This is a genomic window from Marinagarivorans sp. (assembly GCF_982758155.1).
Genome location: NZ_CEXWTU010000051.1, coordinates 1 through 14,932 on the forward strand (window position 1 = coordinate 1; position 14,932 = coordinate 14,932).

General features: G+C 47.0%; 13 protein-coding genes. 7 read left to right on the forward strand and 6 right to left on the reverse strand.

Annotated elements, in window-relative coordinates; all coding sequences use genetic code 11:
- From AC3A8L_RS08020 to AC3A8L_RS08045, 6 genes are all read left to right on the forward strand, one after another.
- The coding region (locus tag AC3A8L_RS08020) for an HzsA-related protein (protein ID WP_487961715.1) at nucleotides 1-2,221 on the forward strand (2,221 nt) is incomplete at its 5' end.
- A 16-nt stretch (nucleotides 2,222-2,237) separates the two neighbouring features.
- Nucleotides 2,238-3,008, forward strand: coding sequence for an SH3 domain-containing protein (locus AC3A8L_RS08025; RefSeq protein WP_487961716.1), 771 nt, complete (start codon nucleotides 2,238-2,240; stop codon nucleotides 3,006-3,008).
- Nucleotides 2,978-3,631, forward strand: coding sequence for an outer membrane beta-barrel domain-containing protein (locus tag AC3A8L_RS08030; protein ID WP_487961717.1), 654 nt, complete (start codon nucleotides 2,978-2,980; stop codon nucleotides 3,629-3,631). Before AC3A8L_RS08025 ends, AC3A8L_RS08030 begins: the two co-directional genes overlap by 31 nt.
- Before the next feature lie 55 nt (nucleotides 3,632-3,686).
- Nucleotides 3,687-4,169 carry a TlpA disulfide reductase family protein gene (locus AC3A8L_RS08035; RefSeq protein WP_487961718.1) on the forward strand — a complete coding sequence of 161 codons (483 nt, stop codon included), beginning with the start codon at nucleotides 3,687-3,689 and terminating at the stop codon, nucleotides 4,167-4,169.
- A 20-nt stretch (nucleotides 4,170-4,189) separates the two neighbouring features.
- Nucleotides 4,190-4,411, forward strand: coding sequence for a DUF4266 domain-containing protein (locus AC3A8L_RS08040; RefSeq protein WP_487961719.1), 222 nt, complete (start codon nucleotides 4,190-4,192; stop codon nucleotides 4,409-4,411).
- Entirely contained in the window at nucleotides 4,347-5,579 is a 1,233-nt protein-coding gene (locus AC3A8L_RS08045; protein ID WP_487961720.1) for a DUF3570 domain-containing protein, read from the forward strand. Before AC3A8L_RS08040 ends, AC3A8L_RS08045 begins: the two co-directional genes overlap by 65 nt.
- A gap of 63 nt (nucleotides 5,580-5,642) precedes the next feature.
- Here the strand turns inward: AC3A8L_RS08045 and truA are convergent, their stop codons facing one another.
- The 6 genes from truA to leuC all read right to left on the reverse strand — a co-directional run bounded on the left by truA (nucleotide 5,643) and on the right by leuC (nucleotide 14,510).
- Nucleotides 5,643-6,509, reverse strand: coding sequence for a tRNA pseudouridine(38-40) synthase TruA (truA, locus tag AC3A8L_RS08050; protein ID WP_487961721.1), 867 nt, complete (start codon nucleotides 6,507-6,509; stop codon nucleotides 5,643-5,645).
- Between the two features lie 317 nt (nucleotides 6,510-6,826).
- Nucleotides 6,827-9,790 carry a FimV/HubP family polar landmark protein gene (locus AC3A8L_RS08055; protein ID WP_487961722.1) on the reverse strand — a complete coding sequence of 988 codons (2,964 nt, stop codon included), beginning with the start codon at nucleotides 9,788-9,790 and terminating at the stop codon, nucleotides 6,827-6,829.
- 344 nt (nucleotides 9,791-10,134) lie between these two features.
- Nucleotides 10,135-11,244 (reverse strand): aspartate-semialdehyde dehydrogenase, encoded by a 1,110-nt coding sequence (gene asd, locus AC3A8L_RS08060; RefSeq protein ID WP_487961723.1) that lies wholly within the window; start codon nucleotides 11,242-11,244, stop codon nucleotides 10,135-10,137.
- Between the two features lie 54 nt (nucleotides 11,245-11,298).
- A complete protein-coding gene (gene leuB / locus AC3A8L_RS08065) occupies nucleotides 11,299-12,369 on the reverse strand; it encodes a 3-isopropylmalate dehydrogenase (RefSeq protein ID WP_487961724.1) in 1,071 nt (356 codons plus the stop codon).
- A 66-nt stretch (nucleotides 12,370-12,435) separates the two neighbouring features.
- Nucleotides 12,436-13,083, reverse strand: a complete 648-nt coding sequence (leuD, locus tag AC3A8L_RS08070) for a 3-isopropylmalate dehydratase small subunit (protein ID WP_487961725.1) — start codon at nucleotides 13,081-13,083, stop codon at nucleotides 12,436-12,438.
- Entirely contained in the window at nucleotides 13,083-14,510 is a 1,428-nt protein-coding gene (gene leuC / locus AC3A8L_RS08075; RefSeq protein WP_487961726.1) for a 3-isopropylmalate dehydratase large subunit, read from the reverse strand. Before leuC ends, leuD begins: the two co-directional genes overlap by 1 nt.
- 140 nt (nucleotides 14,511-14,650) lie before the next feature.
- Here leuC and AC3A8L_RS08080 point away from each other — a divergent pair.
- On the forward strand, nucleotides 14,651-14,932 hold a 282-nt coding region (locus tag AC3A8L_RS08080), incomplete at its 3' end, for a LysR family transcriptional regulator (RefSeq protein WP_487961727.1).

The following is a 14,932-nucleotide window of genomic DNA, read 5'->3' on the forward strand; positions in this document are numbered from 1 at the left end:
TTATGAAAGTGCCGAATCACATGCATTCAACCTACATTCTTTTGACCCGCGCACAGATGAGATCGAACAACTTACGTTTAACCCCAGCCACGACTTGCAGCCCACTCTTCTCTCGAATGGCCGCATTGCCTTTTTACGCTGGGATAACATGCCGGGGCACAATCAAGTTAGTTTTTACAGCGCAAAGCCCGACGGTTCGGATATTCAAAAACTGTATGGCTATAACAGCCAGACTACAGGCCCTAACGGGAGCGATGCCAACTTCTGGAACGCACGTGAAATTAATGATGGCGAGCTACTTATCAACTTTCGCAATAGAGAAAGCCGGCACTGGGGTGGCGATATAGTCGTCATTAACACCAACGGCTTTACTGACCTAAACCAGCCGAACCCTCAAGACCCCGGTAGCGGCAGCCCACAAAAACCGCTCTCGCTCATTCCGATCAATATTACCGAAGACAATCCAGAGGTTTATTCACTAGGCGGGTTTTACAATTCAGCCTACCCCCTCAATGACGGCACCAACCGTTTACTGGTTAGCTGGAGCCCCTGTTTAATTAATGCCACCAGCGAAAATACGACATACCCCTGCACAGACACTTTTTTAGCAAAAGCCAATATCCAACCCGCAGCGCCGTCTTTTGGCTTGTGGATATTTAATTTAACAGAGGGAACACAGCAACCGCTGAAGCCTGCCAAGGACAACGAGGTTTACACTGAAGCCATCGTGCTATCCACGCAGCCACGCTCTGACAACATTATCTCCAACTTGGATAGCACCTTAGCTGCAGAAGGTGTTGGGCTGATTCATATCCGCAACATTTACGATATCGATGGCAACATTAGTCTCAATGTTGCGCCAATTCCCCATTTGGCAGCGCGCAGCGAACGCCCAGAACGCTTCATTCGCATCGTGAAAGCCGTACCAATTCCAGATGAAGAGGCTCTCGATTTTGATCGAAATATCGCTTTTGGTGACAACGGTAATGACTTTATGCGCGATATATTAGGTTATGTTCCGATCGAACCCGATGGCTCAGCCAAATTCAAAATTCCGGCAAACATGGCGATCTCACTTAACCTAGTGGATGCAACCGGCAAGCGATTACCGGGAGGCCTACATGAAAACTGGTTAAGTTTGCAGCCTGGCGAACACTTTGAGTGTGTTGGCTGCCACGAAGCCGGCAGCACTCAACCCCACGGCCGAAGAGATGCACAAGAGCGAACAGCCTATCTTGGCGCGCCCTTCATTGGCATGGAACTCATCGATCAAAACAACATACCCGTGTCGTCGCCGCAAACTGGACAAAGCATGGGTGAACATTTCGCAGACGAACTTGAAGCAAGAACGCCAACAATCGATATGCTCTACCGCGACATATGGACGCAGAATAGTAACAATACCGAGGCGGATATCAGCTTAGCTTATGCCAGCATCGCGCCTGACGACACTGACACCTTACCGCCAATTAACAATACGTGCTCAACACCAGCTGAGCCTGTTACATGGACGAAACCAAGCACCTGTCAAAGCTCAGCCAATCCTTCGCCGTTTGCTCAATCCACCTGGGGCAGCGACTGCCGTATTACGATTAATTATGAGGCTCATATTCAACCATTGTGGGAACGAGATCGACGTACTTGTAACCCCCAACCCAACCCTGACGGTAGTGATAACATCACTAACAAAACTTGCACAAGCTGCCATAGTGATGAGAACCAAAGTCTAGATGGCATGCCATTAGTGCCAGCCGCTAGTTTGTATTTGACGAGGGAAATGCCTATGATCAGCGTGCCTCCCGACGCTGACGATGACTTATTAACAGCCGATGAAGACTGCGATCAAAACCGTAGCGAGAATTTTTTTGCATCCTATAGGCAATTATTGCAAGACAGAATACAGCTACAGATTGTCGATGGTGATATCCTACCTCAGTATGATTCGGAATTCGGCGATACACGTGACCCAGATACAAACTTACTTGTATTAGATGACGACGGCTCGAGACTACAAACATTTTATAGAACTTGCGAAAGAGAAACAGCTCCAGCAACCGAAGGTAGCGCCTTCAGTTCACAAGCATTTTTCACTCTTTTCGAAGGAAACGATCCAATTCATACAGGGATATTGTCGCCAAGCGAACGACGCCTAATTGCGGAGTGGCTTGACTTGGGTGGCCAATACTACAATGACCCCTTTGTGGCACCTTTAAACGACTAAGTATTTAAATGATTCAATGACCTACTTAATACGCACATTGGGCGCAGGCCTTTCGCTGCTACTCTGCCTAACCGCACAGTCTATGGCGGCTACGCCCCTGCCCGAGCACTGGAAAGAGAACAGTGCGCTCATCCATACGGTTACCGCGCCCTATATTGACGTCCATACTTTTGCAGGCCGTGGCTATCCCATATTCCACGTGGTAGAGCAAAATGAAAAATTCCTGATCATTAAGCGTCGCAACGACTGGTTTAACATTGAAACAATCGACGGCAAAAATGGCTGGGTTGCACGCAAGAATATGAATGGCACCCTTGATGAAAATCGAGTAATGGTTGACTTCAACTACGGCAGCTGGAAAGAACACACCAAGAACTCTTTTGAAGCTGGCCTAACAGTCGGTACATTAGATGGCATCATTGCTTACAGCCCTTTTCTTGCCTATAGCTTCACGTCTAATCTTCGGGCCGAAATCAAGTACACCCAAGCCTTTGGGGAATCCTCCAACCTGAAATTAGCCGCTCTCAATTTAACGTATCAACCCTTACCGTTTTGGCGGATATCACCCTTCTTTCGAGTCGGTTCAGGGTTTATTCAGATCAACCCCAGCACAATCCTTCAACCAGATAGAGAAGACCCTATCTTAACGGTGGGCGGAGGCTTTGTATTTTACGCCTCCAGCCGCTTGGTGCTGCGGGTGGAATATGACAATCACACGATAATGACCACACGCAACGTCAACGAGGAGGTAGAAGAATGGAAAGCTGGATTCGGCGTATTATTTTAGTCGCCCTAGTCAGCGGGCCGACTTTGAGCTCTGCTGTATTAGCTCAAAACACTGAACAGGAAAAGTTGCTAGGGGACGTTATTCAGCCCGATATCGAGCGACGTGACGTGGACGAATCAATTATTGATTCAGAAAATTTTGAGTTTGGTTTCTACGCCGGCGTCATGAGCTTTGAAGACTTTGGCAGTAATGACGTTTATGGCCTGCGACTCGCCTTTCACGTAACCGAAGATTGGTTTGTTGAGGCCAACTACGGGCTATCTAAGCTACAGGCGAGTAGCTATGAAGAACTACCAGGCACCTATCTGATCATAAACGACGACCAGAGAAACCTTAGCTACTATAATTTAAACTTGGGCTACAACTTGTTTCCCGGTGAAGTCTACCTCGGCAAGTTAGCGCTCAACAGTAACTTTTACTTAACGTTCGGCGCCGGCAATACGCTGTTTGCGGACGAGGACTTCTTCACATACAATTTTGGCGGTGGATTAAGGGTATTTGCAACGGATTGGATTGCCATACACTGGGATGTTCGTAATCACCTAATGACTCACTCGCTTTTTGGTCCAGATAAAGAAATTCAGAACATAGAAACCCATATTGGGTTAACACTATTTTTCTAATGATAATAACGTGCTGTTAATGAAACGAGCTTAAAACCCCACCGGAGGTATTACCATGAAACACTTAATAATGACTATCGCTGCGACACTTTTAGCAGTGACTGTAAATGCCGGCGAGCTATCTGGCCCAGCGCCGGACATCACACTGAAATCAACAGAAGGTAAAAATGTGCGCCTTGCCGACCTTAAAGGCAAAGTGGTAATGGTTAACTTTTGGGCTTCATGGTGCGGCCCCTGTCGTCAAGAAATGCCACTTTTAGAGAAAATGTACAACGACTATAAGGACGCAGGCTTTGTTTTGCTCGGCGTAAACGTAGACGCTGAAGCTGAAGATCGCGATAAATTTTTAAGCGAAACAACCGTTACTTTCCCAATCTTAGACGACAGCGCCAATACCGCGACTGAAGAATTTGGCGTTGAAGCCATGCCTTCATCTTACTTCGTCGATAGAGATGGTAACTTGGCTTTCCTTCACAAAGGCTACAAGCCTGGCGAAGAAGCTGACTACATCGCGCAAATTAAAAAACTTCTTAAATAAATCAACGATCACTATTCATAATGCCTAAATCCGTCGTTTTGCTTGGATTGCTCTTCGCCCTTTCTGGCTGCACTAGCGTGCAGCCATGGGTAAAGCCATATCAAAGAGGTTATCTTGCCGACACTATAATGTCGTTTGAGAAAGACCCAGTTTCAACCCGCTACATGAACCACGTTTATGAAGCGCGCGAAGCCGCAAGAGGCGCCGAAGGGAGCTCAGGGGGCGGATGTGGGTGTAATTAACCACTCAAGAATAACTCGACTACTGCTTTGCGCTTTAACATTATCCGGTAATTTCTTAATACAAGTAGCATCAGCTGCGACATTACCCGAAGAGCGTGCAGACGTAATGTTCCACAGTTACGATGGCGGTGGCATTGCCATTACAGGGCCTTCCGTACTTGTTCGAAAGAATATAAAAGAGAAAGTCTCGGTGTACGGCAACTACTACGTTGACCAAATCACCAGCGCCTCGATTGATGTCATTACATCCAGCGCCAGTGAATACGAAGAAGAACGCACCGAGTACAGCGTGGGGGCAGAATACCTCTACGACAAATCAACTATTTCTGTAAGCACAACACAGTCTAGCGAAAATGATTACGAGGCAAGCACTGTTAGCTTCGATCTGAGCCAAGAGTTTTTTGGCGACATGACAACCGTTTCACTTGGCTTTTCGCAAGGTGAAGATATTGTAGGTAAAACAGGCGACCTTGAATTCGAAGAGGATGCTACGCATAAAAGATACCGCGTTAGCCTTAACCAAATATTGTCACCCAAATGGATGATGGGCATAAGCCTTGAATCCGTGTCTGACACAGGCTTTCTCAATAACCCCTACCGCTCAATACGCCACTTCGATAGCGATGGCAGCAATGACACTTGGAAACCCGAAAGCTACCCCGCAACACGTAATAGTGATGCAGCCGCTATTCGCAGCATTTATCGCTTACCCTATCGCGCATCCATCCGCGGGGAAGTACGTACGTTTTCAGACAACTGGGGCATTAAGGCGAGTAACGCCGAGCTACGCTACCTCCACGCTTACGAAAATGACTGGATATTTCAAGCGAATGTGCGCACTTACAGCCAAACCCAAGCTGATTTCTACTCAGACATATTCTCGTACAATGATTCTGAACGTGGATTTTTAGCTCGCGATAAAGAAATGAGTGAGTTCGACTCGATGACTTTTGGTGTTGCCGTATATTACGAAGTCCCCAAAAAATGGCTAAGCTTTATCGATCGTACAACGATTAGCCTGCAGGTGGATCACATGCAGTTCGACTATAAAAACTTTCGTGATGCCTCACTGAGCATGGGCGATACACCCGAGTTTCGAGCCGGTGAAGAGCCAATGTACGAGCTAAAAGCCAACGTCGTTCGATTCTTTGTTTCTGTTTATTATTAAGTTATTCACACCTAAGCTGGGCCTAATTCAAGCCCAGCTTAGCTTCCCCCCAAAAAAACACCCCTACACTTCACCATCAAACCACGGCGCGATAAAATCTGGCCCGCTAGGCTGTGTAGGTAGTTCAGGGAAATCTGGATATTCCACTCCAACAAAGTATAACCCTGTCGGTAATCCGGTGGCTCCTGCTGCAGCACGTGACTTAGCCGCCAGCGCCTCACCAATCCATTCTGGCGGCTTTGCGCCACGCCCCACATCAATTAAAGAGCCCACAATATTCCTCACCATGTTGTAGAGGAACGCCGTTGCTTTGATCTCCATAACAATATAGGCACCGCACTGGACAAAGCGAATATGCCGAATATGCCGAACAGGCGTTGCAGCCTGGCAAAGCTTGGCCCTAAACGAGGTGAAGTCATGCTCCCCAACAAGGTAATCCGCACCACGCTGCATTTTAGCCATATCGAGCGAGTATTTGGTCCAACTCACGTTCTCGCGCATTAATGCTGGCCTAACGTCACTGGAGTAAAGGGCATAGCGATATGTTCGCCCTCGGGCAGAAAACCGCGCATGGAATTTAGGGCTTACATTCCCCGCCCAATGAATCCGAATCGTATCCGGCAATTTAGTATTAATACCTTCACGCCAAGCTTTTAACGGGCGATCTGCCAAGGTGTCAAAATGCACGACCTGCGCAGTAGCATGAACACCAGCATCAGTACGACCAGCGCACTGTAAAGTAATTTCTTCGTTGGCTATTTTACTTAAGGCCTTTTCCAACTCACCTTGCACGGTAATTTTGGCCGAGACTTGACGCTGAAACCCCTGAAAACTGGTACCAACATACTCAACGATCATCGCTATACGATGCATTCCCTCGGGCCAAGAGGCCAAGTCCCAAATTTCTGCATTTCGCCGATACTGCCACATCAATTACATTCTCATTTCTAGTCTATATAAGAGTCGAAAACACAATACATTGCCCAACAATGCTTGCCTCCACTTCACCACAATCGTTAGATATCTCAATGCCGCTCCTCTTATCATGCGCCCTCAGCGCATAATAGAGGCTCCCGCCACAATGCCCCACCCAAAAGACCTATGCCCTATAGGCCCCCGCATGCTCCATTTATGCATCACGATAAAAAAGCAGGATTTTGCATCTATTTGGACAATCTATTATTGCCCGGCCCATAACGCAAAAAAGCCCCGCACTTACTTAAGTGCAGGGCTTTTCAAAAGAAGCTTTAGTCTAATTCAGAAAACAATGACTCAGCTTCTTGCTTTTGGCTTTCGTTGCCTTCGTCTCGAATTTCTTCGAGTGTGTTTAATGCCGACTCGGTATCGCCCATATCGACGAATACTCGTAGCAAATCAATTTTAGTGGCAACCTCATCACTATCGCCAAGGAAACTAGGCTCACTATCATCGTCAGAGTCCGGATCGAATGCGGGCAACTCAACATCCGCAGCCAACTCGTCAGCAACATCATCGACCTCAACAGTAACATCGGTTAATGCCTCAGGCTCAACAGTGGTTAGCTCGTCATCGCCATCAAGAGCATCATCTAAATCAGCTAAATCACCATCAAAATCTGACGCCAATTGGTCCAGATCTTGATCTAGAGATTCAAGATCGACATCAAGGTCATCAACTTCATCCAGCTCAAGCTCTGCAACCTTAACTTCAGGTTCCAAAGCAAGATCAGCCAGTAAATCATCAGCCTCTAAATCGTCGCCAAGGCCGAAGTCATCAAGTGATAGCGCATCATCATCCAACTCCAAGCCTAAAGTATCTGCACTATTTGAAGCTGACAGAGGAACAAGGTTGGTTAAGTCCAACTCATCGTCATCCTCTTCAATATTACTCTCTCTGAGCTCGATATCTAAATCATCACCAAGAGAAGCGCCATCAAGTAAATCGGCCTCAATCTCAACAGTATCTTCATCGCTTAAATCAAGAGATAACTCGACGTCACTTTCAAGCGCTAAAGCGTCAAAATCTAAATCTTCGCTCAAGCTTTCTTCAGATGGGGCAGAGCCTGCCGCTAATGCCTCGAGGTCCGCTTCTAGATCACCGTCATCCTCATCATCTAAATCCAGCTCTAAGCTTGTATCTAAATCATCGAGCGATAACTGGTCGATGCCGTGATCCAATACTGTGCTATCGCTATCACCAGCCAGATCAAGTACGGTATTGTCATCGGTGCTTGCAGCAGCGGCTTCAATATCAGCTTCGCTAATCGCATCAAATTGAAGTGTTGTATTCAACTCGTCAATGTCTGGCTCGGATTCCTGATCCAATCCAGCAATGCCAGCGCCTAACATAGCCGAGCTAATTAAACCGCGTAAATCTTGAGCTCGCTCAACTTGCGCAGGCGAAGCGGCCTCTTCAAATGCCGCAAACTGTCCATCAAAGGCTTCTAAGTTATCCTGCTTGGCAAAAATTTCCAAACGCTTGAGCTGAACATCAGAAGGATCGGCCTCTGTTGCGTTATCAAGTGCCGCTAGAGCCTCATCGTACTCGCCTAAGGCAATATGATTATCAGCCAGATCCAAAGTGCTAGAAGTGCTATCGCCATCTAACAACTGCGACCCTAAGCTTTCTAACGTAATCTCAGGGCTATCAAGATCACTCTCAAGCACGGTGTCGTCACTGCTATCGAATTGCGCAACCGTAACGTCATCAAGTGAATCAGATTGCTCACTAGCCGCCGCTATTGGATCATCATTAGGCTCGGCACTGTCGTCGTAATCAAAATCCTCTTCATCATCAAAGCCGCTATTGCGTGTTAATAAAAAGTAAACGAGGCCGCCAATCAATATGACTAAGGCACCGCCAATAAAGATTAAGTTTTCCATGATGATATCCATGAAAGACTTTTTCTTATTAACAGGGCTTTCAACCGCTTTGGTCGGCTCAACCTCAGCAGGCTTTGGTTCAACGGCTGCTTGCGACGAAGGTGTTACTTCAGGCTCGGTTGTATTCTGGGCCTCTGCAGCGTCTTCGGGTTTATCGATAACGACATCTTCAGCACTTGCTTCAGTATTATCAGTAGTATTGACACTATCGCTTACATCAGCCGCCAAAGCTTCTTGCTCTTGCTGCGCTTGTAATGCGAGCTCAAGCTTACGCATATCAGCACTAGCAACATCTAACAACTTCTCCATGGTTTTAACTTGCTCATCCATGGCCAGCACACGAGCATTTAGATCAACATTCTCGCGCTTAGTCGCTGTAAGCTCTTCTTGGGTCGATAGTAACTGCGTACGAAGCGCATCACTGTCTTGCTCGCCATCACCGCTACCACTACCCGACTTACTGCCCGTGATATCAGACGCTGAAGTCAACTTCACACGACCCTGAACTTGCTCAGCGGCAGCTCCGCGCTCAACATTGCTTCGGCTTGCATCGATTTGTGCCGCTGGAGCAGCGTTCTTTACGTTACGATTTTGCGAGGCAACTTCGCGCTTGGCTTGCCTTGGATCGAAGTCGGTAATATCAGACTCCGAAGGTAAACGTAAAACTGCGCCACGCTTCAATAAGTTGATGTTGTTGTTAATAAAGGCCTTAGGGTTAAGACGCTGTATCGCCAACATTGTTTGCTGAACACTAAAGTCATCGCCCGGCTTAGCTTTAGCGGCGATCGCCCAGAGGGTGTCGGTTGAAGACACCGGGCCGTAGGTATCACCATCAAAACCCGAAGACTGGCGCGCTGATGGTTGGCGAGCAGGCGCAGGGGTTCGCGTAACAGGTTGTCGCGCAGGCGCTTGGGCCCTAGCAGCCTGCACAGCACGCGCTGGCTCTTTTGTGAAAACAGGGAGGTCTAGCAGAACCGTATATTCACGCAGCAACTTGCCGCTTGGCCACTGCGCTTGAATAATGAAATTCAAGAAAGGCTCTTTGACCAATCGATTCGATTTTATGCGAATAACTGGGCCGTTTGGGCCATCCATTTCAACGGTGAATTTCAAATCATTGAGAAAGAAGGGCCGGTCTACCCCCACACGCTCAAAATCCTCTCGAGAACCCAGCCCAACTAAGATCTCCTGTGCGGATAACTCACGCGTTTGCAGGAGTTGAACCTCAGCTTCTAAAGGTTGATTCAAGTGCGAATTCATTTTGATCTCACCCAAACCCAGCGCCAAGCCGAGTGGTGATACCAAATAAGAAGCAACGCCTAGTAATATTGCTCGTGTGCGTAAACCCATAGGATAACCCTTGTTGTTTTTTATCGGTGGCTAACCAGTTCCTGTCCCTGAACGCGAGGACGCATGTATAAATGCAACCCCAGCGGCATGACAATAAGCTATGTCAACTTGAAGGTGACAACCGCCTAAGTATTCAGGATAAACAGGCTTTTTTCAACTTTATGTCTACGATGACTATATAGATAGTCATTTAGATTCGGTTTATGCCATTGTTATAGTCGTTTTTAAGGCAATGTGTGGAGAAAAGTGACATTCATTCACTTCACTCCCAAAATAGAACGACGCTATTGTACAGATTAGGACAAACCTGACAATAACGCCGGTACAAGCTGCAAAGTAAATTTTTAACCTTCTTGTAAAATATTCAACATACGGCGAAGCGGTTCAGCTGCGCCCCACAACAATTGGTCGCCAACAGTAAAGGCACTTAGGTATTCTGGGCCCATATGCATCTTGCGCAAACGACCAACTGGTACGCTCAGGGTGCCTGTCACTTTTGTCGGTGTTAGCTCTTGCAGGGTTATATCACGCTCGTTAGGAATCACTTTTGACCAATCATTCGCGCCGTTTAATAAGCTTTCGATATCGCTCATCGGGACATCTTTTTTCAGCTTAATTGTCAACGCTTGGCTATGACAGCGCATGGCGCCAATACGCACACATAGACCATCGATATGAACGGGGTTACTGCCTGTCGCTAGAATCTTGTTCGTCTCGGCACCACCCTTCCACTCTTCTTTACTTTGGCCGTTATCCCACGCTTTATCTATGTAAGGTAAAAGGCTGCCTGCTAAAGGCGCGCCAAAGTTATCTGTAGGGAAGGCTTCACTGCGCATAGTTGCGGCAACAGCACTGTCGATGCCTAGTATTGGACTGCGCGGATCAGCTAACAAATCGGCAACATTTTCATTAATTGCGCCCATTTGGCTTATTAACTCACGCATGTTTTGCGCGCCAGCCCCAGAAGCCGCCTGATAAGTCATTGAGGTCGCCCACTCAACCAAACCTTCTTGGAACAATCCTCCTAAACCCATCAGCATTAAGCTAACGGTGCAGTTACCGCCAATATAATTTTTAACGCCATCTTCGAGGCCTTTCTTAATACTGCTCTTATTGACAGGGTCCAGTACGATGATTGAGTTATCCACCATTCGCAAGCTCGATGCGGCATCAATCCAGTAGCCACCCCAACCGGTGTCGCGTAATGGCTGAAACACTTGATTGGTGTAATCGCCACCCTGGCAAGAAATTATCGCATCCATTTCTTTCAATACATCAATATCACTCGCATCTTGTAATGTAGGTACATCTTTACCTACATTGGGCGCTTGACCACCTACGTTTGATGTTGTGAAAAATACCGGATCGATATTCGCAAAATCATTCTCTTCGCGCATGCGACCCATTAATACTGAGCCCACCATGCCGCGCCATCCAACAAAACCTACTTTCATTTTTTGATCTCTCTAAATTCGCATTAACTGTACGAGCTAAAACGTTATTTAATACTATAAGGCAGCAACGACTGCATCACCCATGGCTTCACAACCTACCCTCTCAAAGCCTTCGGTATAGATATCCGCTGTACGCAAGCCTTTATCTAGAACCTTACCTACGGCAGCCTCAATCGCATCGGCAGCAACACTGTGATCAAGCGAATATCGCAACATCATGGAAGCCGAAAGGATGGTTGCCAGCGGGTTAGCAATGCCCTGCCCGGTAATATCTGGAGCGCTGCCGTGAACAGGCTCGTAAAGGCCAGCACCACTCTGGTTTAAAGATGCTGAAGGTAGCATGCCGATAGAACCTGTGAGCATGGCTGCGGTATCCGATAAAATATCGCCAAACATGTTGCCCGTAACAACGACATCAAATTGCTTGGGTGCACGCACCAATTGCATGGCCGCATTATCAACATACATATGAGTCAGCTCGACATCGGGGTATTCCGGCGCAATGCGCTCCATCACTTCACGCCATAAAACCGTAGCCTCTAAGACATTAGCTTTATCGACCGAACATACTTTTTTGCCACGCTTTTGCGCCATTTCAAAGGCTGTACGACCAATACGCTCTATTTCATGTTCGGCATAAACATACGTGTTATAACCTTGTTTTTCGCCATTTTCTAAAATACGGATGCCGCGCGGCTCACCAAAATAAATACCGCCGGTTAATTCACGTACGATTAATATATCTAAACCCGCAACAATTTCAGGTTTAAGCGATGAAGCATCCGCCAATTGTGGATATAAAATAGCGGGGCGTAAATTCGCGTACAAGCCCAGCTCATAGCGTAACTTTAACAAGCCTTTTTCTGGCCGTTTTGCCGCTTCAATCGCATCCCATTTAGGGCCGCCAACCGAGCCCATTAAAATAGCATCGGCCTTGCGACACTTTTCCAAAGTGCTATCAGCCAATGGCACGCCGTGCGCATCAATGGCTGCGCCACCTAAAAGACCCTGCTCGTAACTTAAATTTAAACCAAATTTAGCATCAGCTGCTTTGAGTACTTTAATCGCTTCAGTTACGATTTCCGGACCGATGCCATCACCGGGTAACACAACAATATTGGGCATTGTTTTTCCTATTAATAATGACTGCCGTACAGGTTATTCCTGCACAGCATATAAAATCCACATAAATTAAGAGCCGAAGTTATACAACCAAGGGGCTGTCTTTTTTCGTGCGTTTTCGTAGGTTGTAATTTTATCGGCGTCTTGTAACGTTAAGCTAATGTCATCAAAACCATTTAATAGGCAATGCTTGCGAAACTCATCCACCTCAAACGCCAGCTCTTCGCCATTCGGTTTAATAACTACCTGTTTTTCTAAATCAACCGTTAGGCTATAACCTTCTTTTACATACATTTCTTGAAATAATTGCTCAACCAACTCTTCCGATAACACAATCGGCAACATGCCATTCTTAAAGCAGTTATTGAAGAAAATATCCGCAAAACTTGGCGCTATGATCGCACGAAAACCGTATTCATCTAACGCCCAAGGCGCATGTTCACGGCTTGAACCACAACCAAAGTTTTTACGCGTTAATAAAACGCTAGCACCTTGATAGCGGGGAAAATTTAAGGGGAACTCGACATTTAATGGCCGACCCTCATTCGATTTTTCGGGTGACCCTTCATCCAAATAACGCAATTCATCGAACGCATTAGGGCCAAAGCCACTGCGCTTAATCGACTTTAGAAATTGCTTTGGAATAATTAAGTCTGTATCCACGTTGGCGCGATCCATTGGGCCCACCAAACCGGTATGCTGTGTAAACGCTCTCATTACACTTTCTCCATTGTTCGAACATCAACAAAATGACCCGCAACGCCTGCGGCGGCTGCCATAGCGGGGCTTACCAAATGTGTTCTGCCACCATAGCCTTGGCGACCCTCAAAGTTGCGATTAGAGGTTGATGCGCAATGTTCGCCATCTTCTAAGCGATCGGCATTCATTGCCAAACACATACTGCAACCCGGCTCGCGCCATTCAAAACCCGCGGCGACAAAGATTTTGTCCAAGCCTTCAGCCTCAGCCTGCTGCTTAACCAAACCCGAACCAGGGACAACAATCGCCTCTTTGACTGAAGCCGCTTTTTGGCGACCACTCACAACAGCCGCTGCAGCGCGCATATCTTCGATGCGCGAATTAGTACAAGAGCCGATAAAGACGCGGTCGACGTGAATATCACTAATCGCCTGCTCAGCTTTTAAACCCATATATTCCAGCGCGCGCTCAATACCTGTTTTTTTAACGGCATCGGCTTCATTGGCAGGATTAGGGACTTTACCGCTTACCGGCAATACCATTTCAGGTGATGTACCCCAACTGACTTGTGGCTCTATTTCGGCGCCATTTAATACTACGACTTCATCAAATTCAGCATCGCTATCGGCGTGCAAATTATTCCACTCAGCAACGGCCATCTCCCAAGCCTCACCTTTAGGCGCAAAAGTTTTACCTTTCACATAATCTAAAGTGATTTGATCAACAGCGACCATGCCCGCACGGGCGCCGGCTTCGATCGCCATATTGCAAACCGTCAAACGTCCTTCCATGCTCATCGCTTTAAAAACATCGCCGCCAAACTCAATCGCGTAACCGGTACCGCCTGCCGTGCCAATTTTGCCGATAATGGCTAAAACAACATCTTTAGGTGTAATACCCGCACTTAATTCGCCATCAACACGAATCAGCATGTTATTCATTTTTTTGGCCACTAAGCATTGAGTCGCCAATACATGCTCAACTTCACTGGTGCCAATACCAATAGAAAGCGCACCTAAAGCCCCGTTGGTCGATGTATGAGAATCACCACAAACAATCGTCATACCCGGTAAACAGGCGCCGCTTTCGGGCCCTACCACATGCACAATACCCTGGCGCTGATCGTTGATTTTAAACTCTAAAATGCCCAACTCATCGCAATTATCGTCCAAGGTTTGTACTTGAATTTTAGACGTTGGGTCGGCAATACCGGCAATGCCGTTGGCACGTTCAGCACTGGTGGTAGGGACATTGTGATCCGGTGTTGCCACCACGCTATCAACACGCCAAGGCTTTCGCTTGGCGAGGCGCAACCCCTCAAAAGCTTGCGGAGAGGTCACCTCATGTACGATATGGCGATCGATATAAACCAATGCCGAACCATCATCACGCTGTGAAACAACGTGTAAATCCCATAATTTGTCGTATAACGTTTTACCAGCCATTGCTCTATTCCTAATTAAATTAGCGGCACATGCTTCAACCATACAAAGTCCCGCATTAGCAGGATTGTTGAAAGTTTAACCGCAAGGCTTACAATAACTCCAATTCATTATTTTTATAATTATCATTCCCCGGAGGAATAGTGGACTTAGATGCCCTAAGATCGTTCGTTATGGTAAGTGAATGCGGCTCCTTCTCGCGTGCCGCCGAAAAACTATTCGTCACGCAACCCGCCGTAAGTAAACGCATTGGAACATTGGAAGCTTTTTTAGATACTCGTTTATTCGACCGCATTGGCAAGCAAGTACAGTTAACGCAAGCGGGCCAAACACTCCTACCCAAAGCGCAGAAAATTCTGGCAGAGATACAAGATGCCACGCAAACAGTAAAAGATTTAACCGGCGAAGTCCGCGGTGACCTGCAC

What these genes read in the sequence shown, in the direction of transcription:
- truA (WP_487961721.1), bottom strand. Translation starts at nt 6,509, where the DNA reads ATGTGGCAGTATCGGCGAAATGCAGAAATTTGGGACTTGGCCTCTTGG.
- AC3A8L_RS08040 (WP_487961719.1), top strand. Translation starts at nt 4,190, where the DNA reads ATGCCTAAATCCGTCGTTTTGCTTGGATTGCTCTTCGCCCTTTCTGGC.
- AC3A8L_RS08045 (WP_487961720.1), top strand. Translation starts at nt 4,347, where the DNA reads ATGAAGCGCGCGAAGCCGCAAGAGGCGCCGAAGGGAGCTCAGGGGGCG.
- asd (WP_487961723.1), bottom strand. Translation starts at nt 11,244, where the DNA reads ATGAAAGTAGGTTTTGTTGGATGGCGCGGCATGGTGGGCTCAGTATTA.
- leuD (WP_487961725.1), bottom strand. Translation starts at nt 13,083, where the DNA reads ATGAGAGCGTTTACACAGCATACCGGTTTGGTGGGCCCAATGGATCGC.
- AC3A8L_RS08035 (WP_487961718.1), top strand. Translation starts at nt 3,687, where the DNA reads ATGAAACACTTAATAATGACTATCGCTGCGACACTTTTAGCAGTGACT.
- AC3A8L_RS08055 (WP_487961722.1), bottom strand. Translation starts at nt 9,790, where the DNA reads ATGGGTTTACGCACACGAGCAATATTACTAGGCGTTGCTTCTTATTTG.
- leuB (WP_487961724.1), bottom strand. Translation starts at nt 12,369, where the DNA reads ATGCCCAATATTGTTGTGTTACCCGGTGATGGCATCGGTCCGGAAATC.
- leuC (WP_487961726.1), bottom strand. Translation starts at nt 14,510, where the DNA reads ATGGCTGGTAAAACGTTATACGACAAATTATGGGATTTACACGTTGTT.
- AC3A8L_RS08025 (WP_487961716.1), top strand. Translation starts at nt 2,238, where the DNA reads ATGACCTACTTAATACGCACATTGGGCGCAGGCCTTTCGCTGCTACTC.
- AC3A8L_RS08030 (WP_487961717.1), top strand. Translation starts at nt 2,978, where the DNA reads ATGGAAAGCTGGATTCGGCGTATTATTTTAGTCGCCCTAGTCAGCGGG.